Consider the following 25724-nt stretch of genomic DNA (forward strand, 5'->3'; position numbering starts at 1 on the left):
GGACGGAGGATTAATCAAACCATGCGGTTACTGCATCAGGTCTCGTCAGAATGGAATCGCCTCAACCGGAATATCCGGCTCTTTTTTCTTGCCAATTTGCTGTATCAGATCGGGACAGGCATGTTCTCGGTGCTTTACAATCTTTACGTGCAAACGCTGGGTTACCCCGATACGATGAACGGCACCCTGGTGAGCGTCCAGTCGTTTGCGACGGCGCTTATTTTCATACCGATCGGACTGCTGGGGGACCGTACCAGCCATAAGCTGCTCTTAATGACCGGCGCATTGTTTACAGGTCTGAGCTTCATGGGCAGGTCGCTGGCCAGCGGTGAATCCGCCCTGATTCTCCTGTCCGCTGCAGCCGGCCTGTTTGCGGCCTTCTTCCAGGTGATCGCCGTCCCGTTTCTGGCCGGGAATTCGGACAAGAAGCAGCGGCTGAAACTGTTCAGCTACCACTTCTCCCTTGTGCTGGCCGCCCAGGTCATCGGCAGCAGCGGCGGCGGTTACCTGGCCGATATGCTCCAGTCCGCCGGCTGGAGCAAAATCCAGAGCCTGCAGGCTGTGCTGTTTACAGGGGGAGCGGCGAGCGTGCTTGCCTTTGTGCCCTTGCTGCTGGTCCGGCAGAAGCCGGCTGTCCAAAAAGACGCTTCGGCCGCTCCCCCAGTGCAGGCCCTGTCCCATCCGCTCCCATCTTCAGCACGGGAGGACTGGAGCGCCATCGCCAAATTTACGCTGGCCCAGCTGATTGTCGGCCTTGGCTCGGGACTGGTCGTGCCTTATCTCAATCTGTACTTTACAAACCGCTTTGCCGTATCCCTTACGGCCGTCGGTATCCTGATTTCACTCGGCCAGATCATGACGATCGTGTCGATGCTGATCGGCCCGTCGCTGGCAAGCCGCGTCGGACCGGTCAAGGCCGTGGTGCTGTTTCAAATGATGTCCCTGCCTTTTTTACTGCTGACCGGTTTCACCAACCTGTTCGCAGTCGCTTGCTTCAGCTTCCTCTTCAGGCAGGCACTGATGAATGCGGCCAATCCCATCCAGTCCTCGATCACGGTTGACCGGGTATCCGATGCCCGCAGAGGGATCGCCAACTCGATGACGCAAACCGCATTCATGCTCGGCTGGGCTACGATGGGACCTGTCCAGTCCCATTTGCTCACCGCATACGGGACATACTGGGGCTATGCACTAACTTTCAGCATGACCGGCATCCTATACGTCAGCGCATCGGCCATCTATTACTTTATGTTTAACGAGCGTAAGCAGAAATCCGCTTCTCCGCAGACGGCTAACCAGAACGCTCCAGCCTGAATGCCATGCACCACTTCCTGCAGGAACCTTCCAGCTACCATCACCGTCCCCTCAAAACCGCAAGAATGGGCCGGTGCATAGCGGAAGGAGCTCCTGCAGTTTGTTTATCGTCAGCGTCCCTTCCGGCAGAAGCGGACCCAATTCAGCAGGCGTAGTGAGCAGCAGTACGGGACGCATACCTGCCGCAGCGGCGCCCTGCGCGTCCTTTTCAGGATGGTCACCCACAAACCAGCAATTCTCCGGACGGGCCTGCAGCCTGCTCAGCGCCATTTCGTAAATTCGCCGGTCCGGCTTCTTGACCCCCGCCTCTTCCGAAACGATAATCGCATCGAAGTAGCCTCTGAACTGCACCTGGTCGAGCTTGGCATACTGGGTTCTGGCCGAACCGTTCGTGACGCACCCGATCCGGACTTCCCTGCTTTTCAGCTCCCGCAGCACCAGTTCCGCTCCGTCCATCGCTACGGTGCAGGAGGGAAACTCAGCGAACCAATAAGCGAGCAGGTCTTCTGCGGTCGTCGCCTCCACCCTCATTGGCAGTGTCCGCCTCATTTCCTCATACAGCTCCCTTTTTTCCCGATAGCCATTCCGGTCTGCGGCACGCAGCTGTTCCACCAGCCTCAGGCGATGCTCAGGGTTGTGCGCGGCGGCAAACCTGTCGATAAATTTTCGCGAAAACTGCTCAAACGCCTGTTTACGGTTCACGAGCGTATTATCCAAATCAAACAGAACGGCTTCCATACCCTCTTCTCCCCCTAGTTAAAAAACCGGAAATGATCCAACTGGGTTTTGATTTGGTCGAATTTCTTCCGCACCGCACCCCTATGATCTGGCAGCAGGGGAATATGGGCCATGTCCGCAATCCGCTCCGCTACCTGGCTTACCGACAGGTCAACGGTATCGATATGCTCCCGGAATATGTCTTGGGATAGACCTTCAATACAGCGTTCGGCCTGCTGAGCACCCCATGAGTTTGATCGTTCCCCCCGGCTTTTCAAGCGCTGCAGGATGACTTCGCGCGGAGCGCATAACGCAAAATGCTTCACGGTCATGCCGTCCGTTCGCAGCCGGCCGACGATTTCTTCAAAATATATCGGATCGACCACGGTCATTGGAGCGATGATGACTCCGTCGTATTCACAAGCGATGTGCTTCAGCATGGCATAGTTGAATTCCCGCCATAACGGATATTCCTGAAAATCGGGCTTCCTGATGCTGGGCGGAATATTTTTGCGGATAAAATACCCTGCATTCTCTGGATCGTACACGAAAGAATTCGGTATCCGGCGGTGAAGCTCGAAGGCGGTCTGCGTTTTTCCTGCGCCAAACGCGCCGTTTATCCATAGGATCATCCATCATCCCTCAACTTTGACGATATTTTGGAGATTTGCTTCTCACATCCGTTCCATTATACACCAAAAAAACCGGCGGAGCGCCCCGCCGGTTTTTCCCATACCCTATGCCGCAGCTTCCCCGGATATCCCGAAGAGTTGTGGTGCACTGCACTATGCTGCACTTCCGCCGCTCATCCTGTAAATTCCTGCACCCACTCGTTATTGTAAAAGGCGATCCCGATATGGGTGTAGCTTTTGTTCAGGATGTTGGCTTTGTGTCCCGGGCTGTTCATCCAATCCTGCATCACCTGCTGAGGGGAGGTCTGCCCGTTGGCAATATTCTCTCCAGCCGAGTTGTACGTAATCCCGTATTCCTTCATCATGTCGAAGGGAGATCCGTGAGTCGGGGAGTTATGGTCAAAATACTTGTTGTCATACATGTCTTTGGCTTTGGCCATTGCCATGTTGGACAGTTTGGAATCCATGCTGAGTGCTCCCAAACCTGCTTTGGAGCGTTCCTGATTCACCAGATCGAGCACTTGTTGAGCATATGCTGAGGCATCGCCACTCGCAGAGGTCTGCTGATTGTTCGTACCCGATGGAGCCTGGTTCCCGGTTCCTGCGGAAGGAGCCTGGTTTTTGGGGGTACCCGCAGGGGCCTGATTGGCCGGCGTTCCCGTTGGAGTTCCCGTTGGCGTACCGGTTGGCGTTCCCGTTGGAGTTCCCCCTGGGGTGGTTGGAGCTCCGGTCCGAGTCCCGGATGGCGTTCCCGCAGGCTGCTGCGGTGAAGTTCCGGGTACCGCCCCTGGCTGCTGAATCAAATTAAGCAAATCCGAGGTCAGGTCATTTTGATTGACTTGTTTGACCGTCAAATGGGATTTACCCGCTCTGTCCGTAGACGTTGAAGAGGCTGAAGTGACGATTTTTCGGGTCGGAGCCGCTTGATGGATATGGCTTGCACGGTTTGTCTGCTTGGTGGTCACCTGCTGCCGCGCCGTTGAAGCGCCGTGATCCGCGCAGCCTGTAATCAATATCAGAACGGCGATCATAACGATTTTTTTCATATGACGAGTGCTGCCTCCCTAATACGGTTGAATGTAAGATACCGACTTAATTTTTCCGCAACAAGGAAGATTTATACCGCCAAAGTATGCTTATCGGGTGTTTGGGTATAGTATCTAAAAATTAGTGATTATCCCAGCGGAGAAGAACATGTTATGAATTCAACCAGCCAGAGATCAACCAGCATCGATCCGAATCTGCGGCTCAGCCCCCATTTGGTCAACAATGAACATACACTAAAAACAATGTTCGAGCACTGCTCGGACGTCATATTCCGTGATGTTACCCTGCAAGGGGATACCAAGCTGCTGTTCATTTATTTGGACGGCATGATTGACAAGGATATCATCCAGTCCGTCATCCTTAAGCCTTTAATGTACGAAGGCATCCCCCAGGGGATCGGCCCCATTGACAGCATTGCGCAAATGTGTGATCAGCAGCTGTTCGCGGTACTGGAAACGAAGAAGGTCAACACGTTCCACGATGCAGCAGATGATATTTTAAAAGGTAACTTGGCCATTCTGGCGGATGGGGAAGCTTCTGTCCTTCTAACAAATGTCTCACAATTTGAAGCAAGATCGATCGAGGAACCGTCTACGGAAGCATCCCTGCGCGGAACGCGGGAGAGCTTCACCGAAACGCTGCGGACGAACACGACAATGCTGCGCAGAATCATCGTCACGCCAAACCTGAAGATGGAATCCTTTCACATCGGTAAACTGACCCAAACCGAGGTTGTACTTGCCTATATTGAAGGAATTGTGTCCGCTTCGATGCTGGATGAAATTCGCTCAAGGGTTCAGCAGATCGATCTGCAAGGTGTGCTGGAATCAGGCTACATCGAAGAATCCATTGAGGACACCAACTTCTCCCCTTTTCCGCAAATGCAGAGCACCGAGCGGCCGGATGTCGTATCCTCCGGACTGCTGGAAGGACGGGTGGGGATCTTGGTGAGCGGGTCGCCAATCGCTCTGATCGTGCCGATGACGTTCTGGGACGGTTTGCAGGCACCTGACGATTATTACGAACGGTTTATGTATGTCACCATGAATCGGTGGATCCGTTATTTGTTTGCCCTGTTCGCCATCCTGTTTCCGTCGGTTTATATTGCACTGACCACCTTTCATCCGGAAATGGTCCCTCCCAAGCTGATGCTAAGCATTACGGGACTCAGGGAACAGGCTCCATTTCCAACCGTCATAGAAGTATTTATTATGGAATTTATGTTTGAAGGGCTGCGGGAGGCCGGGATTCGGTTACCCCAGCAAATCGGTCCGCTCGTCAGCATCGTGGGGGCGTTGGTCATTGGACAGGCTGCGGTACAGGCCGGGATCATCTCGGCGCCGATTGTCATCGTCGTCTCCGCCGCCGGCATATCGTCGTTTGTGATCCCCCGTTACCGGTTCGGCTACCCGATGCGGATGCTGCGCTTCCCGCTGCTCGTGTTATCCGGTATTTTCGGACTTTTCGGCACGGCGATCGGCATGATCGCCATCTTGTCCCATCTGATTCACCTCAGTCCGTTAGGGACGCCGTATCTTCAGCCCGTTGCTCCAACCAGGAAAAGCCGGGCGAAAAATGTATTTTTGCGTTCGCCAAGAAAACGGGCGAGTAAGTCTTGAACTTTGAATGGATAGGGCGGAAGGTACAATGAAAAAAATTTTGCTTTTTTTCTGCTTACTGTTTCTGTCAGCTTCGTTGACCGGCTGCTGGAACCTGAAAGAGCCCAATCAACGTGCTTTTATTATCGGCGTCGGAATGGACATGACCGAGGACAAGGAGTTGGAGATCAGTTCCGAAATCGCCGTACCCGCGGGTTTGGGCAGCAGCCAGGTGACGGGTGCGGGCAAGAAAAACACATTTACGGTCGCGAGTGCAAAAGGAAAAGATTTTATGGATGCCGGGCAGCATCTGCAGGCTGAGCTGTCGCGCTCCTTGTTTTATGCTCACCGTCAAACAATCCTGATCGGTCATCGTATGGCTGAAGAAGGGCTGGGTAAGTATCTCGACATGATCTTTCGCAACCCGAAATCGGAATTGCGTTCCGTCATCCTTGTGGTCAAGGATGGAACGGCAAAAGAAGTGATCAAAGCCGAGCCTACATTTGATCCGTTCATTAGTACGACACTTGGCAGCCAGCAATATGCTCTTGGTATGAAGCCCTACTACTACCGGATGTTATTATGCGATGCCTTCAGCGAAGGAACCCAGCCGATTGTGCCTGCCATCACAGCCGATCCTTCCCGAGGCTATATATATGCCGGCTCTGCCATCCTGGACAAAGACCATGGAATTAAACTCGTCGGTTACCTGGATCCCGAGGAATCGATGTACAATAACTGGATGATGGGTAAGCAAAAAAACTTTACGTTCACCACTCTCATCGGAAAGGAGAATGAGACGATCAGTTTAGCCGTTCAATCCCTAAAGCACCGCACACAGATCAAAATAGTTAAGCACCAGCCGCAGATTAACATATCGCTGCACGGCACCGGCAGCATTGTCGAAAACAATTCGTCACTTGATCCTTCCAAGGACGATGATCTAAAAACAATTCAAACCAAGCTGAGCCAAGAAGCGGAGGAGAAGGTTCGCAAACTGGTCGAAAAGGCGCAGCACCAATATAAAATCGACATATTTGGAATCGGGGAACAAGTCCACAGGCAGCACCCGGAGATATGGAAAACGCTCAAGCCTCATTGGCACGAAACGTTCCCCGAACTGCCGATCACTGTATCGGTTCATCTCCGGTACAGGGATCCGGGTCAAACCAATTCCTCGATGTAGATCATCAGTAATCAGGGGAATCCCATCGGAAAGGAGGAGAAACTATGAAGTTGACCGGATCGCAAATCTTTTGGACCTTAAGCACGGTGGAAGTCGTTATGGCCGTCTGGTTAAGAGTGTCGCCTGCCATTGAAATAGCCAAGCAGGACGCGTGGATGTCCATGATCATTGCGGGTGCGATCGGGCTTGCCACCACGTATCTGGTCATGCATGTCAGCCTGCTCCATCCCGGAGAAACCCTAACGCAGTTCAGCCGTAAGCTGCTTGGCGGCTGGATCGGAAGAATCGTGATCCTTCCCTATTTCGTGGCCTGGCTCCTGTTATCCGGGGATGTGCTCCGCTCCTTCACGGATTTTATCCATCTGACGATCCTTGACCAGACTCCTATCTGGATTCTCATGGTCATGATACTGGCTTTGGCCGTTTATCTGACCGGCATCAGCGGGATTACCGGCATCGGCCGATTTTGCGAACTGGCCGGACCCGTGACGTTCATTGCGCTGGTCCTCACTTTTTTGCTGAACGTCACGAACACGAAGCTCCTTCACATCCTGCCGATCGTCGGTGACTCAAGCTGGCAAGAGGTGTTCAAGGCGTCGCTGTCGCCCGCTTCTTTTTTCGGGGAATCGTTTATGCTGCTGGTCCTTCTCGCGTTTATATCCAGCAACAAAAAAATAATTGTCAAAGCGCTGTCGAGCATCGCGTTCACCGCCATCATGGTCACGTTGGCCACGGTCATGGTGCTGCTCGTGTTCGGCCCCTACGTTGGAATGGAGCTGAGGTTCTCTTACTTTATGCTGGTACGTACCATAAACATCCTGAACTTTATTCAAAATGTCGATGTGCTCGTGATTTTCATTTGGATTTTTGGCGTCTTCGCCAAGATCTCCCTTTACTTGTTTATCACGAGCTATGAGATGGCCCAGTGGCTTCAAGTGAAAAATTGGAAAAAACTCATATGGATTTGTGCACCGGCCATCCTCATCATCGCTCTGCTGATTCCGAATGAAGCCGCCATTATCATGATCCAGAAGCTGTGGGAGCGGATTATCATTCCGGTCTGCGCGATCGCCATTCCGCTCTTTCTGTGGATGATAACAGTCATGAAGCGTAAAATCGCGAAACAATGAAATCTGCTCGCTCCATCTAGGACTTGGATGCCGTCACGATCGGCTGGTAAAACCCGGACTCCTCGGGCATGACCCACTCCACATGCTGGAATCCAGCCTGCTGCAAAAAGCTGCTCAGCTCGCTTCGCTGAACTGCCCGGTACACGGCTGCATAGCTATCCGTCTTCCAAGACTCTAACTGATCCTGCAGTATAAACTGCCGGGTGGTATATGTCGATCCGTCTTCCGACCAATCCCACACCTGGAACACGATTCTCTTGCCATGATCCAAAATTCTGGGCTGGGTGGCACGGGGCCGCTCACGGATCAGGCTGTCATAGTCGCGGATCGTGAGGATGACCATGCCGCCTGGCACGCATTTATTGTAAAATTGCCGGCAGGCGTTCAGCAGGTCTTCGTCCGTAAGCAAATGCGGCACCGCATTGTCGGCGGAGAAGACGACGTCAAAATTACCGGCGACATCCTGATCGAGCGTCCTGAAGTCCGCTGTTCCGAATTGGAGCGACAGTCCCATAGCCTTCGCTTCCCTTTTCGCTCGCGCTACGGAGTCCGGACTAAGGTCGGTTGCCGTCACATCAAATCCGTGCCGTGCTAACCCCAAGCTTTGGGTTCCGATGCCGCATGAGGCATCCAGCAGCCGAATCTTGCTGCTTCCCGGACGATTCAGTCGGGAGCGGATCCACCGGTCCCAAAATTGTCCCTGACTGGACACCGTACGTTTCCAATCTTCGTAAATCAAATGGTATGATTCAGACATACCGTCATAGAAATGCTGCGTAGACGGACCCATTCATGATCCCTCCTTATTGTCCCGTGATTCATCCTAATCCAGCGTTGTTAAATCATAATGGATAAACTGTTCGTCCCGAACGTATCCGCTTTGTTCGTACAGCTGCTGGGCACGTACATTCGTTACCGCCGTGGACAAGGACAGCCCCTTCGCCCTGGCCAGCTTGGCGTACCGCTTGGCCGCTTCAAGCAGCAGACCGGCGATTCCCTGCTTGCGGTATTGCTCCCGTACGTACAAATCGTTCAAAATATAGGACCGTTTCATGGAGATGGAGGAAAACACCGGATACAGCTGGGTAAACCCAGCGATCCGGCCCTGCTCCACGTCCTCGGCGATCAGAATGACCGATTCCCGGTGCTCCATTCGTTCGAACAAGAAGGCGGCCGCCCCTTCAACGTCCGTCTCCTGACCATAAAATATCCGGTATAAGTCAAAAATGGCGGCAAGCTCGTGCAGATCCTCGAGTCCCGCCTCCCGGATCGTAATGCTTCTTTGGGACATCGTATGCTTCCTCCTCATCGTGTATTACTTGTCCGTAATATGACCGTTCTAGTCGTAATCCTAAGCAAGCGTCCGATCCCCCCGCGAATTAGGCTGGGAGTAGACCATAAATTCGACCGGCTCCGCCGATCGGTTCATGACCTGGTGCACCGCTCCCGGCTGCACCCTCATTCCCTGATGGGCAGATAACGTATGCACCGTACCTTCGATTTCAATATCGAGTGTGCCAAACAACACGAAGAAAAACTGCCCCGCTCTGGCGTGATAATGCCTTTGCTCACTTGTCTCCGGCGGCATCCTCTCGTGAATGATGCTGACCGTCTCTTCATCAACCAGCCGCCATCCGTCACAACCGTTCCCCCATACGTAATGCTCCGCGTTGTCTTTGCTGATCATACCGTGTTCACTCCGCACTTGTTTGCTCATGATGTACCAACCATCCGTTCGTTCGGGATATTCATGCTCCTCAGCGATTTCATAGCCCAGCTTCCGGTAGAACCGGAGGTTTTCTGGAAGCGACAACCTGACTCCCAGCCGGATCTCGGAATAACGAAGCTGTGCAGCGAGATTCTCGAAATGCTTCATGATGGCCTTGCCCAATCCCTGACCGCGGACCTCGGGAATGACAGATAGCCTTCCGACGTACAAAAAGGAATCTCGTAAGAAATACTGCGCCGATCCTACAGGCTTGTCACCGGACCAAACCAGAAGGGCTCCGCCCCCATGTTCGCTGATTTTGCTCAGGATCGTTTCGGTATTTTCCGACAAAGCGCCTGAGGGCGGATGAAGCCGGCCCCGATATTCTTCAAAAGCCAGCATCATCGTCTGATGAACGAGCTCTATTTCATCCGTGCTCGCGATTCTGATTTCATAATTCACCTGGTTTGCCCCTCCCTGATCGTCCTTACCCTCGCTTTCATCATATATTTGCGGACGGAAAGGAAGCAATCAGCAAAATGAGGCCTGCTCCGAAATCCAACCGCCGGGAGTTCAACCTGCCCATACGTCCTTCACATAGTTTCCTGCCGATTCGAGCCCGGCAAGCCACCCGGCTGCTTCTTCAGGGCTCGCCCCGTGTTTGTCCCGATAGGAGCCCATCAGCGTCTCTTCTACCTGGGGTGCCATCCGGGAGCCGTCGCCGCAAATGTACAGCTTAGCCCCGGCCTCGAGCAGCTTCAGCAGCAGCTCGCCGTCCTGTTTCATCAGATGCTGGACATAGCATTTATCCTTGCCCTCCACTCTGGAGAAAGCCGTATGAAGCGTCACCACGCCGTCCTTTTCCGCCTGCTCAAACTCCTCGCGGTATAAGTAATCATGCTCCGGATGTCTGCAGCCAAAGTACAGATGAGCTTCGCCCAGCGCCTTTCCTTCCGCTTGCAGGACCCGTCTCGCCTGGATAAAGCCTCTGAACGGAGCCACGCCTGTGCCCGGCCCTACCATGATCATCGGTGTGGCGGGATCTTCCGGCAGCACAAAGCCGGATTCAGGGGATCGGACGAACATCAGCACTTCGGTATAAGGTTCCTGTACGGCCAGGTAATTGGAGGCGATACCGCAGTACTCTCCTTTACCGCTCCATGCCTCACCCCGAACGACACCGACTGTAATGCTGGCTGTGCCTGGGCTGACTTTGGGCGAGCTGGAGATGGAGTAATATCTCGGCTTGAGCGCCGGCAGCAGCTCCAGAAAACGCGCAAACGGCAGCTCGCAGGCTTCGTACTGCTCAAGCAGGTCAAGCATCGTAACCCGCTTCGCCCGAATGTTGGATTGGAACGCGTCTTCCTCAAGCATGGCCTCCAGTTCCTTAGCATGCGGCGGACATACCGTGTACGATGCCAGCTCCCGAATTTGGGCACGGGTGGCCGGTTCCTGCAGCTCGACGCTGCGTGCCAGCAGTTCGTCCAGCCGGATCGGCACTCCTGTCTTCAGGTGAGCGCTGTGTTTTCCGTCTGCCGTCAGAATCAGGTGCGCCGAGCCGTCCAGCCGGAATCGGCGGAGCACCCGCCGCACCAATGGCTCAGGATTCACCGGGAGCACGCCCAGATGATCCCCTTCGCGATAAGCCGTACCCTCCGGCAGCGCAATTTCGATGTGCTGCGTGACCCTTCCGCTGTCTGCGTGCTGAAGATTGCAGCTGCGCACGATCCGCCCGGATACGGCGTGGTAGGTCTCCGCAAGCGGCACGGCAGCCACGCCCTGGACAAAGCGCAGCGACAGCGTGCTCCGCTTGGTGTCGCGGACGTCCGAGACCGGGAGTCCCAGCGCCGGCATCAAATCCGGCCATAAGCGCTCCGTCCAGTCGTCCACTTCCCGTTCAAAATCGCCGCTGGCATCGCTCTCCCCGCGCGGAAGGAGCCGCATTCCTCCTTTGGCGGCCAGCAGCTCATCAATCAGACGCGGGATCCGCTGGTACGTGCTGGCCCAATTGTGATCCCCGCAGCCGAATACGGCGTAGCGGACGTCCCGGATGTCGGAAGGATCGGCGGTTTCCAGCCATTCCATAAACGCCTTTGCGTTGGAAGGGGGCTGGCCGTTATAGGACGCCGTTACGATAATCACCGCCCCCTCCTTCGGAAGCGCGCCCGCATAGTCGTCCAGGGGACCGACCTGGCTGTCGAATCCCTGGTACCTCGCGCGGTCAGCCACCTCCCTGGCGATGCCTTCCGCGGTGCCCAAATTGGAGCCGTACAGGACAAGCAGCGGCGTATGATGTTTATTTGCAGCCAGGGAAGCCGGCTTTGCGGATTCGCTGACAGCGGCTTCCACGGTCTCGGCGCTGCCGTAACCCACCGGGATCAATGCGCCTTTTCGGCTGCGGACACGGATCCGGAATCCTTCCGGTTTTAGCGTAAGCGTCTCTTTTACCTTGAGTTCGTAGTGGCCGGCGTCCGCCAGATCAAAATACTTCAGCACCAACCCCAGCACCAGCGTGGCTTCCTGCAAGGCGAACTGCTGGCCGATGCACGCCCGCTGGCCGTTGCCGAACGGCTTATACGCATCATGCGGAACCTTGCTAGGATCCTCGAACCGCTCGGGTTTGAATACCTCCACGTCATCACCCCAGACGCGCACGTCCCGGTGAAGTCCCGGAATGAGCACCGTCACGCTGTTGCCCTGTTGGATCGGATAGGTTCCTCCAATCATCGTATCTTCTTTAGCGTACAGCGAGAAAGCCGGTGCTGTCGGCCATAACCGCAGAGACTCGCTAAGAACCATCCGGACATATTTTAGATCCCTTACCTGTTGATACGTCGGTACGGGATCTTTCAAAACCCGGTCCACTTCTTCCACGGCCTTGCGCAGCTTATCGGGGTTTTTCATCAGAAAATAGATCGCAAAGGAGAGCAAACCGCTGGTCGTTTCATGCCCCGCGATCAGGAACGTGATCATCTGATAGCGGATATTTTCATGATCCAGCCGCTCTCCCGTATTTGCATCGACGCCGTCCAGCATATGTGCAAGCAGGTCATCCTCATCCCCGCCATGCGCCTTGCGCTCCCGGATCAGTTCATCGACGAGTGAAAACATCGTCTGGATATCCTCTTGAAACTGCCGCTTCTTCCGGATCATAAACATATCCTGGATGCCCAGCCGGTGAAGCTGGTTCATCCCTTCGTCTAGCGCCCGTACCATCGCATCGATAAAAGGGTGATTGTTTTCCCGGTAAAAGCTGTTAAAGCGGTAACTAAACCCGCACAGACCGATCGTGTCGAGCGTCAGCCGGGTCATATCGGCAGGAACGTCCACCGTTTCGTCCGGATTCAGCCTTCCCCATTTTTGAATCAACTGCATGGCGATATCCAGCATTTTCGTATGATAACCCTGCATGGCCCGCTGGCTGAAGCTGGACAGCAGAATGTTATGGGCTTTTTTCCAATTGGGTTCCTGGGTTGCGCTCGTAAAGAGGCCGTCACCGGCAAATGCGCGCACGTTCTGCAGCGGAGCCCAGATCCTTTTGTCAAAACGCTTTTCGTCGCAGGCGTCCTTCACATATTCATGGCCGGACACATACAGTTCCCTGCGGCCGCCGGGATATTGGAACTGAAAGATCGGCCCGAGCTCCGCGGCGACCTTCACCAACGATTGCACCGGTGCGGCGGAATCCAGCAAAGGCAGATTGCCTAGAGGTCCGTAGGTTTTAGGTTGTGGCACCTGAATGGTTTGCGTCATGGTTATTCCCTCCATCATCCTGTTTTTTCTCTTTAATCCAGACCGCGCAGCAGACTGGTAACCGCTCTGAAAAATACCAACTGACCAAAATAGTAATTCGGTCATTTTATAAGAAAAAAGGAGGATTTGACGGCTGCGGCTGCTTACGCCTGACAACGCTGTCCTATCCTACCTTTTACCCTATCATGATATGATTGTCCCGCACATCAGCCAGAGGTCCGGAATTCACCGGCAAAGCGGCGTGCTTCCTGTTACTTTTCAGCCAGGACATGTTCAGTCATATACGACTTCCGTCCCGGCAATAAAGTCATGAATCGACCGTTTGTCTTCACGCAGCCCGACCATAAAAGCACTGATGATCGCGCAAATGCCTAAGCTTAGACCATACACGAGGCCGGCGACGACGTTCCGCAGCAGCATGGTCCCGATTCCGGGGGGCTGGTGATCGCTCACCTTGCGGATCCGGATGTTGCATATCCTTTTGCCCACTGTATAACCATTCCAGAATACAGGCACGAGCAGTGAATACAAACCGCTGATCGTATCGGAAATCCACTCCTCGTTTCCCCATTTTCCCGTAATCATCCACACCACAATCATGATCGGCAAGCCAACGAGTAGCCCATCCACCAGCGATGCCCCAAGCCTGATCCAAAAACCCGCATTCCGATTCATTCCGCCTCCTCCTTCTCGTACCCCAAGTTTTATTCATAGTACTCTGGCGCTTTGGCGGTACATTCTTTACTTATGCGACGGCATGACCATTGTTTCTTCCATGCGCCCTTCCAGCAACATGCTGCTTATATTTAAAGAACGTCACGGAGAAGAAAAAGTTACTGGATTGCGGCAGCTTGCAGCCGTAGTGAAAAACTATAGCCCGAATTCATGCTTAATCTGGCGCGCCACTTCTTCTGCGCTCAAATCCGTATTGTTGATTCTCAAATAGTTCTCCCGCTTGATCTCGCCATCATATGAATTTAGCCGGTATTTTTCCATTGATGTCTTCAGCTCATTTTCAGACCACTCCGTGTTCCGTTTCGTTGGCTTATGCTGCAGCCGGTTTGGGCTAAGATTGCGGGAGAGCCGCTCGTCTAGATCAGCCTCCAGCTCCACGAGAAAAACTTCCGCGCCCCTGGATTCGAATATCCCGCAGACCTCCTCCACATAATCCCAATCCGCCTTCATGTCCAGCGCCCATACAAACGTGAAAATCAAGCCGGGGAGATCGCTCTTGGCAACCTCTTCGAAGATTTCCCTCCGGAACAATCCAACCAGCCGTTTCCCGGCTTCCGAACCGTAGCTGAAAAACGGCGATACCAGCTCAATCGTCATATGGTTGTGAAAAAGCTTCAGCTCCGTTATTTTTTCGAGTTCCTGTCCTACGGTCATTTTGCCTACGGCCTGCGGGCCAAAAATAAGGATGAATTTCATACGGTCCCTCTCCTTTACATTTCGCGTGGTTGGATGAATTCAATAGGGGCGAAAACATAAAAAGCCCTCCGAACCAGGATTTCTGTCCATGATATTCGGAAGGGCTCGCAGTATGTCTGTATGTAATGGATTAATCAACGAAAAAGTCAGGATCCGGCCTGATTTTGCTTTTGAGCTGTCTAAGGTTGTACTCCATTTTCAATACGATATCCTCTATCACCTTCGGATCGATGGCAAAACGGTCCGGTTCCGGCCGTGAGCCTGCCTTCAAGTCGCGCAGCGTAATTTGCTGCTCCTGCCATTTATCCATCAGATCGGAAATGATCGCATAAAACCGCTCGTAATCGCTTATGACTTCATCCAGGTAGGCATCCACCTCTTCCGGATCGTAACCCCGAAGCTTGTTGCTGAACACCTTTTCATGGATGGAAAGTGCATCCAGATGAATGCCCAGCTGCTTGAACAGCTTCTTCTGTTTATCCAATCGGCGCTGCATATGTTCATCCATTTGACGAATACCTCCAAATCTCTAGCCCCGCAAAGGGAGGATGTCCTGTATTACTCCCACACCCTATATTTTTTATATCACATCCTTGCTAAGGATGAAAACCGTTCCCCGCTTTTTTGGAGAATGTTCCAAAGAAAAATGGCCATCCTAAAGGATGGCACAAATTGACACGGGCGTGAAATATGTTATTATATGAATAGATGCTCATATGTTAATATCAATTAAGACATGGATGCAATTTGCTTTGTATTCAAAAGGAGGAGCCGCTTATGGCACACGGTCATCATCACCATCATTCCCACTCAACCACTCACGAAAATTCACACTCACATTCGCATGCACACGGGCCGGCAGATTATAACCGCGCCTTTCTGATCGGTATCGTGCTCAACACGGCTTTCGTCATTTTGGAGGCGGCTTACGGCCTGATCAGCCATTCCCTTTCGCTCGTAGCCGATGCCGGACATAATTTAAGCGACGTCCTCGCTCTCGTGCTGGCCTGGGTCGCCAGCCTCCTCGTCCGAAAGAAAGCGACGGAGCTTCGCACGTACGGTTACCGCCGTTCCTCGATCCTCGCCGCCCTGTTCAATGCCCTGTTCCTGCTCGCGGCGATCGCCCTCATCGCTTGGGGCGCGATCAGCCGCCTCATCCACCCGCAGCCGGTCGACGGCGTGGACGTCATCTGGGTGGCGGCTGTCGGCATCCTCATCAACGCCTTGACGGCGCTGCTGTTCGTTTCCGGACGCCGGGGCGATCTGAACGTCCGGGGGGCGTTTCTGCATATGGCTGCGGACGCCGGCGTATCGCTCGGCGTAGTTATCGCAGGGATCGTCATTTCAGCAACGGGCTGGCTGTGGGTCGACCCGGTCGTCAGTCTGCTGATTGTGCTTGTTATCGGCATCAGCACCTGGGGGCTGCTGAAGGATTCGCTTAACATGGCTCTCGACAGCGTGCCTCCGGGCACAGACATTGCGGCCATCCGGAACTACTTGACTTCCCTGCCCTGGGTCAAAAGCATACATGATCTGCACATTTGGGGCATGAGCACCACGGAAACGGCGCTCACAGCACATCTCGTGGTGACGGAGCCCTGCAATGGCGATGAACTTCTGCAGCAGGCAGCTGCCGAGCTGCGCGAGCAATTCGGCATCGGCCATACCACCTTACAGCTCGAGATCGGTGACCTGCCCTGCGCCCTGGACGGAACGGATACCGTCTAGACTGTTCAGCTGGAGCTGACGGACACGGCGTGATTGCTCCCCGCGCCTTTAGGGTAAGGAAAGAGTACAGATACCTTATTCTACTGTCAGAAGGGAGTCTTATCCATGAGTCATTTAACCCATGATCAGCAGCAGGAGCTCAAATCAGCACTGCTGGAACGCAAAAAGGAGCTGGAACACCACTTTCACGCGAATGGTGAGGACAATGCCCTGCTGGGCGACTCGCTCGCCGATTCCACAGGCGAGCTGTCCTCTTACGATAATCACCCCGCCGATGTCGGCACGGAGGTGTTCGAACGCGGCCGGGACCTGGCCGTCAACGACACGCTTCAGAATGAACTGGACCAGGTCGACAGCGCCCTTGGGCGCATGGACCGCGGGGAGTACGGCCAATGCGTTGAATGCGGCCGGGACATTCCGTTCGAGCGCCTGCAGGCGATCCCGTACACCGCTTATTGCGTGGAGCATACGCCGAATCGGGACGTCAGCAGCGACCGGCCGGTCGAAGAAGAGGTGATCACTCCGCCGCCATCCGGCGCAGGCGAAAACCGGCAGCGCTATGACGGCCGTTTTGATGATGCGGACGCATGGGAATCCGTCGAAGAGTACGGCACGTCTAACACGCCGGCCATGGCAGCCAAGCGTGACGTCGCCGATTATGATGAAGGCATGTAAAGCCGGACACACGAACCGAAGCCCCGGGGATCTCCACCAGAGAACCCGGGGCTTTGATTGTCGTGTAACTTGTGGCTCGCCTCCCTAAGTGCTTGCAGATGAACGCTTACTGCAGGAAGACCTTCTGTTTCGTCTCGGCTGACTTCAGGCACGCTTCTACAACCTTCATGTTCCGTACCGCATCTTCAGGAGGATAAGGGAGCGGCGTTCCGTCCAATACCGCTGCGGCAAAGGCGTCGGCCTCCAGCATGAAATGGCTCAGCACACCGAAGCGTTCCTCCCGCCGCTGATCCCCGACATGGACGATAATCTGGGCCGGCTCCTCGCTCTGCTCCCAGCCAAAGGCAACCGGCAGCTCGATCCGTCCTTGCGACCCGACAATCTCCAGCGTGCACCGGGGCGCGGCCCACATGCCGCAGTCAAAGGTCAGCCCGACGCCGTTCGGAAACTCCACCAGGCCGGTTGCCATGACGTCCACATGATCGTGTTCCTCCGAAAACAGCGCCTGAACCGACACGGCCAGCGGCTCCTCGCCTAGAATCATGCGAGCCGCCGAAATCGGGTAGCCGCCAACATCATAGATGGCCCCGCCGCCCATCGTTTTTTTGTACCGCACGTTCTCCTTATTTTCGATGTGGTTGTACGTGAAGCACCCGTGAATGGCCCGGATCTGGCCGATCTCGCCTTCCTCGATGATTTCCCGGACCCTGCGATGCTTCGGATGATACCGGTACATAAATGCTTCGGAGAAGATCACCCCCGCTTCCCTGCACGCTTCGACCATCTCGGAAGCTTCTTCGGGGCTGAGCGCAGACGGCTTCTCGCACAGCACGTGCTTGCCGGCTTTTGCCGCCTTGATCGTCCACTCTTTATGCAAATGGTTGGGAAGTGGAATATAGACCGCATCAATGTCGGGATCCTTCAGCAGTTCTTCATAGGTTCCATACGCCTTCGGTATATCAAACTGTTCCGCCGTATCTTTGGCTTTGGCGTAATCCCGGCTGGCCACCGCCGCAATCTCGGCGCGTCTGGCGTTCTGGACGCCGGGAATAAAAGCGCTTCTCGCTATACTGGCCGTGCTTAAAACCCCAAAACGCAGCTTTTCCTGCATCCCCTACGCCTCCTTCCCTTCCGGGTCTTATTGGTAATTGTCGTTAACCGCCTTGTGCAGAATGCCAAGACAGCGGTCCAGATCGGTTTTGACCTGTTTTTTATACAGCTTGGCCTTCTCGGCTCCATCGTCCGTAAAGTGGTACAATACGATTTCCTGAAAATCCACCCGCGGATCGCTGCCCTTCAGCTGCTTGGTCCGGTAGAAAATGCCCTCCTGCACCAGTTCGTGCAGGGCACGGTAAATTTCGCTCTGCGGGGGAGAATAGCCGTAGCTCTTAAACTCCTGTCTCAGCTCCTCCAGCATCTGATAACCATATCCGCGGTGCTGCTCCACCATCGTAATCAGGTAGGCTTTAATAAATGCCCGCTGGGCAATCATAAAGGCCATGCCAGCTTCCTCGCTTTCTTCCCTATTTCCTTCATTAACCAATTTACCTCCATTATAAACGACTATTTTCCAAATCGCATAGCATGAAGGTTTCACTTTGGGAGAATCCTGCGGCAAATTTAATAGAACGGGCTTACTGAGAATACCGTGGAACGGGATTGAACCGTTATCCCGGTCAGTTCTGGATCAGAGTAGATCGGTCTGGAACGGTCTAAGTCGGTTTGGGGCCTTCCTTTTTACCGTGGACCTGGATGAGTTAAGTACACGGGGCATGGAGCATGGCTCCAAAGGTGCAAGATGTGGTACGTATTTGGTTTATTCTATTGTGAATTTTTCATGTGTTGAAATTGTATAATATTGCGGTTGGCAAATAAAATAAGCCTTGGATCGGCCGAGGCAGAACTCAAGGCTTTTTGAGAATTCAAAGCTTTTTAATGATACAAGGTGTTTAAGCGATGGGTTCGCAAGGTGCGATTTATCGCTGGCGATGCCGGGCTGTTGGGATGCTTGGTCCACTCGAGTTGGTGGATCGCTGGATCAGCTAACTGGAATCAAGCTGCTTTTGGCGGGCTTGTTTTTTTTCTCAAAGAAGAGACCCCAGCCGTCCACTTGCCGAATGGCAGGTAAGATAAAACTACGATGAGGATATAAGACAGCAGCACGCAAATGATGAAAGACATCAGCATCCGCACTGCCACGTTCCATCCTGCAAACCACCAGGCATCAAAGGAATACGTATAGCGCAGCATGAGGGCATGAGCCAGATAAGTGCCGTACGAATATTTACCGAGCAGGGACATCGCCCTCTGCGCGCGCGGACCTGCTTGACGAGTCCATTGGAGCGCGTATCTGTAAATAACGAAAACTGAGCTTACCAGAAACACAGCGATCAACGGACGCAGCAGCGAAACCGCATTAAAATTGATGTTCAGCCCGTCCGCCGTTTGGAAGCTGGCCACCAGCTTATACGTAAAATATCCGAACAAGATCAAAAAGACAGCCGTATAAATAACTCCGCCTTTCTCTACCGCCCATCTCCACCGTTCGGGGTACATCCCCGCTGCCGCCCCAAGAATAAAATAAAACATGAAGTAGACGAAATTACGATCGGCGTAGGCGGTAAAAAACGGCGTCAGAAAAGGGATATCCGCTTGTGTCAGCAGAGCGCTGATATCCGGCCGGAAGTACAGCAGCACCAGATAAGCCAAACCGCTGAGCACCAGCAGGGCCGTCCACAATCGATGTGGAGCAGCCTGCATAATCCGGCGGATCAGCATCCGAAAGACTTGGAACAGCAAATAAAACTGCATGATCATGACCACGTACCATAAATGGTAACTGTTCTTACCCGTGAACAGCATCATCGCCCATTTCCCCCATTGTTCGGGTGACCCGAAGTTCCATTGCTGACTGATACCAAAATAAACAGCCGACCACAAGATGTAGGGAACCAGTACATCGCTAAACCTTTTTCGCATAAAAACGCCGTACCGCAGCGGTCCGTCATAATTGTAGAACAGCACCATCCCGGTGATGAAAATGAAAACGGGCACCGCAAACTTAGCCGCCATCAGCAGCAGCGTCATGATTACCCCGTCCTCCATTGCCACCCCGCCGACGATGGAGTAATGGGCGATCGCATGCTGCATGGCCACAGCCAAGAATGCCAAACCTCGCAGCAGCTCTATTTCCTGTATTCTCGCTTTCTTTGACATACCTTCCTCCTGGTGCTTAAAAAGATCACTTTCCTGACCACAGCTCATTTTTCTTTACTTTACCCTTTTCCATCCTAAACGAAAAAAAGAACGCCTGCCAGAAAGAATTGGCAAAGCGTTCTTTGGAACTTACAGCCTGGCTGATAATACGTACCGAGGCCGCATCGTTAGTAGCGTTTAGGGAGCAGCGCGTAATCCACGCGTTCCGGAACTTCAATCAGCAGCATCCGAAGCGGGCCTTCCTGGGCCTGAACCGTGATTTCTTCGTCATGATCTGTGCTCAGCAGCATAAAGTCGCGCGGATCAAACGTTTCGTCATGTACGCCCGGAAGCTCACCGCTCCAGCGGCCGCCGCCTCGTAGCGCGAGCGCGGTCAGCGCCCGGCCCTTACGAAGGGGGTGACTGTAGGTGCCGCCGGCTTCCAGCTGAACGTCCCACATTCCGGCATCCACGCTGAGCTTAAGCGGGGCGTCTCCACCCACGATCTGCTTGACGGTGCCGCCGGCGGTTTCCGTTACCGGAAACTGTTCGTGCTCCCATTGCTCGTAAGAAGGTTCCCGCTTGTTCGATACTTTCAGATCCGGCTCAAACCAAATTTGAAAGCTCTCCATGTCCGGACCAATCAGACGCTCTTCATGGCTTACTCCGGACCCCGCCCGGATGAGCTGGGCTCCGCCGGAACCAACCGTGCTGCGGGTACCGAGGGAATCTCCGTGTTCAGCCTTTCCTTGGATGACGTACGTCATAATTTCAAATCCAAAATGGGGATGAAGCGGAATATGTCCTTCCTCCGGAGTGTGGGCCCATGCCCAATAAAATAGCGGGCCGATCCGGTTAATGACCGATCCCTCCCCAGGGAAACCGATTGGCTTCTGCTCTGTGATCTTACCTCCGTCAAATGCTCCGCGTCCCTGCATCGAGGGCAAATAGCGCCGTATATGCATGCTCATCCCATCCTTTCATACCTTGTGTTAAATTTACATCCATCACGATTCATCTAAATGATTGACTTGCATATCCGTTACTAACGATACTTCCAATTCAATGGAGTATACACACCCGACCATCACACTTATATATTTTACGATTGCTGTCCTTACTGGAACAGGCTGTATGCACCCGGACCGGTCAATGCCACGCCGACGACCGCGGCGATCAGGATCAGATTATACTCAAACCCGTTCGAGGTCGCCCAAAATCCGTTTTTGCCGTGGACGGTAACGATGGCGCCGATCATCGTTACAGCAATCATCATCGCCGCAAGCGGAGTCCAGATTCCCGCAGCAAACAGCAATCCACCGGCAAATTCAAAGATCCCCGTAACCAGCGCCAGCAAAAAAGCCGGCTTCAAGTTCATCGATGCGAGCCACCCGGCTGTCCCTTTTAAGCCGCCTCCGCCAAACCAGCCGAACAGCTTCTGCGCGCCATGCCCGGCAAACGTAAGTCCAATCACTAAACGAATAATCAACAATCCCCATGCAACCATTTTTAACATCCTCCATTTTTTAAATTTAATTTTCTTAATATTGAGATAATAGTTAAAAAAAAAAAGCATCGTCCTTATCCAAACTGCCAGCCCTCCGCTGTCACTTCTAACAAACTTCCTTCATTCAACCCGCTAATATCGGCATAACCGCTGCATTAGATCAGCCTCGTTTCTGTTTGGTAAATATCTTAAATTTAAGATAATTCATAATTCGTTTTTTGTCAACACCCGATTTACAAGTTTCTTCGCGTCCTTAGGAGCCTAAACAAAATCAACCTATCCGATGCATAGCTTCTTGAGATCCAGTCAACAATATTCCAAAAAAGACAGGGGGTGCAATGATGGACAGCAGCCGTAAGATGGCCGGAAGTCCCGCCCCGAACGCCTCCTTGCAAAAACTGATCAGGCACGAGACGCTGGGCATCATCAAGTCCGAGACCTTGGTGCAGCTCGTTTCCGACCCCGCTCTCATCGATCTGCTGAAAATCAGCGCCCAAATGCGCAAATCGCTGCTCGAACAGCTTCACGACGTTTTTTATGGGCAATCCCAAGCGACTTCATCCCCATTCCAAGCAGGTGACAGCCATGAATCCCGTCCTGGAGAGCCTGACCGGCCTAAAGGCGCTCAATGACCAATATATTGCAGCCGACTTGATGCAGGATACACAAGTCCGGATCTCTCTACTTGCCCAGTGTCTGTTGGAAAATCCGCCGCTTGTTCAGGACACTATAGCCAACGAGCTGCGAACAGCTATTGAATTTTTGCAGCGGCTTAAGGAGTACTGCGTCCGTAAAGCCTGGATTCTGCCGGACGCTTCGGCGCAGTGGGAGCAGGACCTGAAATGGGCTTATAAGGCTGTTAAAATGGTCTAAACGTAAAAAACGGCCCCTTGAAGGAGCCGTCTTTTGTATGCCATTACGGGCGAACGTGATCGTTATCGGTCAAGGAAGCGGTATCGTCGGTCACCAGCCCGAGATCTCTGTTATAGCGCTCGGCATTCAGCGAACGGTTTCGGTTGAACACGTCGTAGATGTCACGGTCGCGTCCTCTGGCATCGACGATGACCAAAATTTTACCCTTATCCACATAAGTTTCGTACTCTTTGGCCTCGTCCTCCGGAATGCCCAGGCCGATCAAGCCGCCGACAAGTCCGCCGGCACCGGCACCTACCGCAGCACCGGCCAGCGTCGCGGCAATCGGGCCTGCCGCAAGAATCGGCCCGATTCCAGGGATGGCCAGTGCGCCGATCCCCGCCAGCAGTCCGGCCACGCCGCCGAGCATACCGCCTGTGGCTGCACCGGCGGCCACGCCTTCCGGCGCCTTTGTACCTGTATCTTCCGTAATCGTCTGTAAATCTTCCCGGTCCTTCGTTACGACGGAAATATCCTCAGGCGGGAAACCGAAATCCTGCAGCTCGGTGATCGCCCGGGACGCTTCCTGCTCACTTTCAAAAACGCCAACAATTTTTTTGCCATGATCCATCATATTCACCCTCCATTCATTGTTGTTATGCCTTCTATTACCCCTGCCCAGAGGTTTGCAAACAACAATAAACCGAATGTGAGGCCAATAAATTATTGGGGCCTGGTTCTCCTTGTAGGAACAGCCTCGAGCGGGTCGTCCGGCCAGTAATGCTTGGGATAGCGGCCCTTGAGATCCTTTTTGACATCAAAATACCCCTGCTTCCAAAAGCTGGCCAGATCCGAAGTCACCTGCACCGGCCGCTGAGCCGGGGACAGCAGGTGCAGGGTTAGCGGCATCTTCCCTCTGCCGATGCGCGGCGTTTCATGCCATCCGAACATTTCCTGAAGCTTCACGGCAAGCACCGGCTTGGCCGGGTCGCTGTAGTCCACCGGGATTCGCGAACCGCTCGGTACGGTGATGTGCGTCGGCGCCTCCTCATCCAGCTGCTTCCGCTGCTCCCACGTCAGGCTCTGTTCCAGGACGGTGGACATATGCAGCCGCTGCAGATCGCTCTTTTTCTTCATCCCGTGCAGGTATGGCTGAAGCCACTCCCGCAGGGTTCCGGAGAGGGTCTCTCCGGAAAAATCCGGCCAGTCGGCATGCATCAGATGCATGAATTGCAGACGCTGCCGAAGCTGTGTTGACGACTTGTTCCACGGCAGGATATCCAGACCCTCGACGGCAATGCCGTCCAGCAGTGCTTCCGCTATGGCATCAGACGGCGGCGCGGGGTCCGGTGATTCACGGAGGATGACTGCTCCCAGTCTCGTCACCTGCCTTGCTTTAACCCCCTGGATTTGCCGGTCCCAGGCGATCGCTCCTTCCCGGATGATGCCGTCCTGATGAAGAGCGAACAGCTCCTCCTCCGGAAGTGGTGCGGCCAGAAGCACCCGGCCCTCCGCCCCTTTGGCGTCATCCACGCTGGCTGCCACGATATACGGCGCACGGCTCAGCAGCTGAACCTGCCCGATTTCTACACCCCTGCCCGAAGTCAGCAGAAACCTGCCGTTACCCCGGTTCTGTCCGATCCGGTCGGGATAGGCCAAGGAGAGCAGCGGACCTGCGTATTCTTCGTTGATCGCCGCATCGGCATCCAAATCCATTGTAGCGCGGATACCGCGGATTTCCTGCTCAATACGGCGGATTCGCCCTTCGTCCGCAAGGCCGGACAGCGCACCCCGGCCGCCGCGCATCCACGCAGCTACGGCTTCGGCCCGCTTCCGGATATCGACGTCCCGGTCCATACTTTGTCCCTGGAACAGGTCCCGTTCCTGCAAAAGGGCTGCCAATACGGCCGCCAGCATCCCATGTCCCTGCGCGGCACCCAGCAGCACCATCCGCGACAGACGGGGATGCATCCCGGCTGCGGACATCTTTTTCCCCAGTCCGGTGATCCCGCCTCCGCTATCAAGGGCTCCCAGGCGCTTCAACAGCTCTACCGCCTGCCCGTACGCCGCTACGGGCGGCGGGTCCAGCCACTGCAGGCTGAGCGGGTCTTTCACCCCCCAGACTGCCAGCTCAAGCGCCAGCGAGGCCAGATCGGTCTGCAGAATCTCCGGCGTGCTCCGCTCCGGCAGAAAGTCCTGCTCTTCCCGGCTCCACAGCCGGTAGGCGGTCCCCCGCATCGTCCGCCCGGCACGGCCTCTGCGCTGATCCGCCGACGCCTTGGACACCTTGACCGTCGTGAGTCCGGACATGCCGGTCCGCGGAGAAAACATCTGCGTCCGCATCAGCCCGGCGTCGACCACGATCGTGACCCCTTGGATCGTCAAACTCGTTTCCGCGATCGAGGTGCTGAGGATGATCTTCCGGCGCCCCTGCCTGTCCGGAGCTACGGCTTCATCCTGCTCCTGCTGCGGGAGCTGGCCGTGCAGCGGACGGATCACACAGCCCGCGGGCAGCCCCCTCTGCTCGAGTTCCCGGCGAACCTGGCCGATCTCCCTCGCTCCGGGAAGGAACACGAGCATGTCCCCGTCATGGGCGGACAAGGCCCTCGTAACGACCGCAGCCACGGCCTGATGAAGCGGGGTTCCCGCCGCCGGCGGGGCATAGACCGTCTCGACGGGATACTGCCTGCCCGCGCAGTGAACGACCGGCGCTCCGCCCAGCAGCGCGGCTACCGGTTCCGCTTCCAGCGTGGCCGACATGATCAGCAGGCGCAGGTCCTCCCGCAGGACCGACTGGGATTCCAGCGCAAGCGCCAGCCCAAGGTCGCCATGAATGTTGCGCTCATGAAACTCGTCAAAGATGATCATGCCGACGCCGCCAAGCTCCGGATCGCGCTGCAGCATACGCGTCAATATTCCTTCCGTCACGACTTCGATCCGTGTGGACGCGCTGGTCTTGCTGTCCATCCGGACCCGGTAGCCGACGGTTTGGCCGACCTTCTCCCCCAACTGCGAGGCCATATAAGCGGCAGCCGACCGGGCGGCTAGCCTGCGCGGCTCCAGCATGACGATTTTTTGGCCGTCCAGCCAGCTTTCATCGAGGAAGGCGAGCGGGGTTTGGGTCGTTTTGCCTGCCCCCGGCTCGGCAATAAGCAGCGCCGACGTGCGGCGGTTCAATATTTCTTTCAGCTCCGGCATGACCTGAAGTACCGGCAGCTCCAATTCTGTCATAATTCCACCCGTTTTCTCTT

25 protein-coding genes are annotated in these 25724 nt (G+C 54.6%); 8 read left to right on the plus strand and 17 right to left on the minus strand.

All coding sequences use genetic code 11. The features are described from left to right. Window positions 1-9 precede the first annotated feature (9 nt). Window positions 10-1314, plus strand: a complete 1305-nt coding sequence (locus C7820_RS12215; protein ID WP_397334161.1) for an MFS transporter — start codon at window positions 10-12, stop codon at window positions 1312-1314. Between the two features lie 51 nt (window positions 1315-1365). Here the strand turns inward: C7820_RS12215 and C7820_RS12220 are convergent, their stop codons facing one another. The 3 genes from C7820_RS12220 to C7820_RS12230 all read right to left on the minus strand — a co-directional run bounded on the left by C7820_RS12220 (window position 1366) and on the right by C7820_RS12230 (window position 3709). Next, window positions 1366-2052, minus strand: coding sequence for an HAD family hydrolase (locus tag C7820_RS12220; protein ID WP_116231153.1), 687 nt, complete (start codon window positions 2050-2052; stop codon window positions 1366-1368). Between the two features lie 14 nt (window positions 2053-2066). Beyond that, on the minus strand, window positions 2067-2663 hold the full coding sequence (locus C7820_RS12225; RefSeq protein WP_116231154.1) for an AAA family ATPase: 597 nt from the start codon (window positions 2661-2663) through the stop codon (window positions 2067-2069). A 173-nt stretch (window positions 2664-2836) separates the two neighbouring features. After that, the gene (locus C7820_RS12230; protein WP_116231155.1) at window positions 2837-3709 is read right to left on the minus strand and encodes a CAP domain-containing protein; all 873 of its coding nucleotides are present in this window, start codon (window positions 3707-3709) and stop codon (window positions 2837-2839) included. A 153-nt stretch (window positions 3710-3862) separates the two neighbouring features. On the opposite strand from C7820_RS12230, the gene C7820_RS12235 reads away from it, so the two are divergent. The 3 genes from C7820_RS12235 to C7820_RS12245 are packed head-to-tail and all read left to right on the plus strand — an operon-like array spanning window position 3863 to window position 7624. Further along, window positions 3863-5329, plus strand: a complete 1467-nt coding sequence (locus C7820_RS12235) for a spore germination protein (protein WP_116231156.1) — start codon at window positions 3863-3865, stop codon at window positions 5327-5329. 28 nt (window positions 5330-5357) lie between these two features. Then, a complete protein-coding gene (locus C7820_RS12240) occupies window positions 5358-6494 on the plus strand; it encodes a Ger(x)C family spore germination protein (RefSeq protein WP_181909010.1) in 1137 nt (378 codons plus the stop codon). A gap of 44 nt (window positions 6495-6538) precedes the next feature. Then, window positions 6539-7624 carry a GerAB/ArcD/ProY family transporter gene (locus C7820_RS12245; protein WP_116231158.1) on the plus strand — a complete coding sequence of 362 codons (1086 nt, stop codon included), beginning with the start codon at window positions 6539-6541 and terminating at the stop codon, window positions 7622-7624. A 16-nt stretch (window positions 7625-7640) separates the two neighbouring features. Here C7820_RS12245 and C7820_RS12250 read toward each other — a convergent pair whose 3' ends face one another. The 7 genes from C7820_RS12250 to C7820_RS12280 all read right to left on the minus strand — a co-directional run bounded on the left by C7820_RS12250 (window position 7641) and on the right by C7820_RS12280 (window position 15024). Further along, a complete protein-coding gene (locus C7820_RS12250) occupies window positions 7641-8414 on the minus strand; it encodes a class I SAM-dependent methyltransferase (protein ID WP_116231159.1) in 774 nt (257 codons plus the stop codon). A gap of 33 nt (window positions 8415-8447) precedes the next feature. Continuing rightward, a complete protein-coding gene (locus tag C7820_RS12255; RefSeq protein WP_181909011.1) occupies window positions 8448-8915 on the minus strand; it encodes a GNAT family N-acetyltransferase in 468 nt (155 codons plus the stop codon). 60 nt (window positions 8916-8975) lie between these two features. After that, on the minus strand, window positions 8976-9794 hold the full coding sequence (locus C7820_RS34035; protein WP_309545751.1) for a GNAT family N-acetyltransferase: 819 nt from the start codon (window positions 9792-9794) through the stop codon (window positions 8976-8978). A 111-nt stretch (window positions 9795-9905) separates the two neighbouring features. Next, window positions 9906-13085 (minus strand): bifunctional cytochrome P450/NADPH--P450 reductase, encoded by a 3180-nt coding sequence (locus tag C7820_RS12265; protein WP_116231160.1) that lies wholly within the window; start codon window positions 13083-13085, stop codon window positions 9906-9908. A 273-nt stretch (window positions 13086-13358) separates the two neighbouring features. Continuing rightward, a complete protein-coding gene (locus tag C7820_RS12270; RefSeq protein ID WP_116231161.1) occupies window positions 13359-13760 on the minus strand; it encodes an RDD family protein in 402 nt (133 codons plus the stop codon). 195 nt (window positions 13761-13955) lie between these two features. Continuing rightward, a complete protein-coding gene (locus C7820_RS12275) occupies window positions 13956-14516 on the minus strand; it encodes a DEAD/DEAH box helicase family protein (RefSeq protein ID WP_116231162.1) in 561 nt (186 codons plus the stop codon). A 130-nt stretch (window positions 14517-14646) separates the two neighbouring features. Beyond that, window positions 14647-15024 carry a DivIVA domain-containing protein gene (locus C7820_RS12280; RefSeq protein ID WP_076167836.1) on the minus strand — a complete coding sequence of 126 codons (378 nt, stop codon included), beginning with the start codon at window positions 15022-15024 and terminating at the stop codon, window positions 14647-14649. A gap of 269 nt (window positions 15025-15293) precedes the next feature. Here C7820_RS12280 and C7820_RS12285 point away from each other — a divergent pair, with 269 nt between their 5' ends. Further along, window positions 15294-16244 carry a cation diffusion facilitator family transporter gene (locus C7820_RS12285; protein WP_116231163.1) on the plus strand — a complete coding sequence of 317 codons (951 nt, stop codon included), beginning with the start codon at window positions 15294-15296 and terminating at the stop codon, window positions 16242-16244. Between the two features lie 105 nt (window positions 16245-16349). Next, window positions 16350-16919, plus strand: coding sequence for a TraR/DksA C4-type zinc finger protein (locus C7820_RS12290; RefSeq protein WP_116231164.1), 570 nt, complete (start codon window positions 16350-16352; stop codon window positions 16917-16919). Window positions 16920-17025: 106 nt separating this feature from the next. On the opposite strand, the gene C7820_RS12295 is transcribed toward C7820_RS12290, so the two are convergent. The 5 genes from C7820_RS12295 to C7820_RS12315 all read right to left on the minus strand — a co-directional run bounded on the left by C7820_RS12295 (window position 17026) and on the right by C7820_RS12315 (window position 21621). After that, window positions 17026-18030: a Gfo/Idh/MocA family protein gene (locus tag C7820_RS12295; RefSeq protein WP_116231165.1), complete on the minus strand. Its 1005-nt coding sequence runs from the start codon at window positions 18028-18030 to the stop codon at window positions 17026-17028. A gap of 27 nt (window positions 18031-18057) precedes the next feature. After that, window positions 18058-18420 carry a replication termination protein gene (locus C7820_RS12300; RefSeq protein ID WP_076169519.1) on the minus strand — a complete coding sequence of 121 codons (363 nt, stop codon included), beginning with the start codon at window positions 18418-18420 and terminating at the stop codon, window positions 18058-18060. Between the two features lie 551 nt (window positions 18421-18971). Further along, entirely contained in the window at window positions 18972-20135 is a 1164-nt protein-coding gene (locus C7820_RS12305) for an acyltransferase (RefSeq protein WP_181909012.1), read from the minus strand. 167 nt (window positions 20136-20302) lie between these two features. Beyond that, the gene (locus C7820_RS12310; RefSeq protein ID WP_116231167.1) at window positions 20303-21079 is read right to left on the minus strand and encodes a pirin family protein; all 777 of its coding nucleotides are present in this window, start codon (window positions 21077-21079) and stop codon (window positions 20303-20305) included. Window positions 21080-21231: 152 nt separating this feature from the next. Then, window positions 21232-21621 carry a DoxX family protein gene (locus C7820_RS12315; RefSeq protein ID WP_116231756.1) on the minus strand — a complete coding sequence of 130 codons (390 nt, stop codon included), beginning with the start codon at window positions 21619-21621 and terminating at the stop codon, window positions 21232-21234. 341 nt (window positions 21622-21962) lie between these two features. Between C7820_RS12315 and C7820_RS12320 the strand changes: the two genes are divergently transcribed. Both C7820_RS12320 and C7820_RS12325 read left to right on the plus strand, forming a co-directional pair. Beyond that, the gene (locus C7820_RS12320) at window positions 21963-22253 is read left to right on the plus strand and encodes a hypothetical protein (protein WP_116231168.1); all 291 of its coding nucleotides are present in this window, start codon (window positions 21963-21965) and stop codon (window positions 22251-22253) included. Next, a complete protein-coding gene (locus C7820_RS12325; RefSeq protein ID WP_116231169.1) occupies window positions 22207-22494 on the plus strand; it encodes a hypothetical protein in 288 nt (95 codons plus the stop codon). Before C7820_RS12320 ends, C7820_RS12325 begins: the two co-directional genes overlap by 47 nt. A gap of 43 nt (window positions 22495-22537) precedes the next feature. Here C7820_RS12325 and C7820_RS12330 read toward each other — a convergent pair whose 3' ends face one another. Continuing rightward, window positions 22538-23107, minus strand: a complete 570-nt coding sequence (locus C7820_RS12330) for a general stress protein (protein WP_397334130.1) — start codon at window positions 23105-23107, stop codon at window positions 22538-22540. Between the two features lie 89 nt (window positions 23108-23196). Next, window positions 23197-25704: an ATP-dependent helicase HrpB gene (hrpB, locus tag C7820_RS12335; protein WP_116231170.1), complete on the minus strand. Its 2508-nt coding sequence runs from the start codon at window positions 25702-25704 to the stop codon at window positions 23197-23199. Between the last annotated feature and the right edge of the window lie 20 nt (window positions 25705-25724).

Origin of the sequence: Paenibacillus sp. VMFN-D1 (assembly GCF_003386155.1) — a bacterium.
GTDB classification, from domain to species: domain Bacteria; phylum Bacillota; class Bacilli; order Paenibacillales; family Paenibacillaceae; genus Paenibacillus_AQ; species Paenibacillus_AQ favisporus.